This is a genomic window from Aeromonas sp. JL9 (assembly GCF_024436075.1).
Taxonomy (GTDB): domain Bacteria; phylum Pseudomonadota; class Gammaproteobacteria; order Enterobacterales; family Aeromonadaceae; genus Aeromonas; species Aeromonas veronii.
Map to the genome: position 1 here is coordinate 361 of NZ_JANFNV010000076.1, position 314 is coordinate 674.

Annotated in this window: 1 pseudogene; it reads left to right on the forward strand. The window is 62.7% G+C overall.

Annotated elements, in window-relative coordinates:
- Positions 1–314 (forward strand): annotated as a pseudogene (locus NOM06_RS20815) (ABC transporter ATP-binding protein); the annotation flags it as partial.

Here is a 314-nt window from a genome sequence, read left to right on the forward strand (position 1 = left end):
ATCGCCTTGCAGGCGATGTGCAAATACCAGGGCCTGGCCGGCAACTTCCCGATGCGCCTGCGCTGGATCTACCACCGCCACCTGCTCGGCCAGAGCATGAGCTTCTACCAGGACGAATTCGCCGGCCGCGTGTCGGCCAAGGTGATGCAGACCGCGCTGGCGGTACGCGACACGGTGATGATCGTCACCGACATCCTGGTGTTCGTGGTGATCTACTTCGTCACCATGATCGCGGTGGTCGGCAGCTTCGATACCGCGTTGCTGTGGCCGTTCATCGGCTGGCTGCTGCTGTACGTGGCGACGCTGGCCTACTT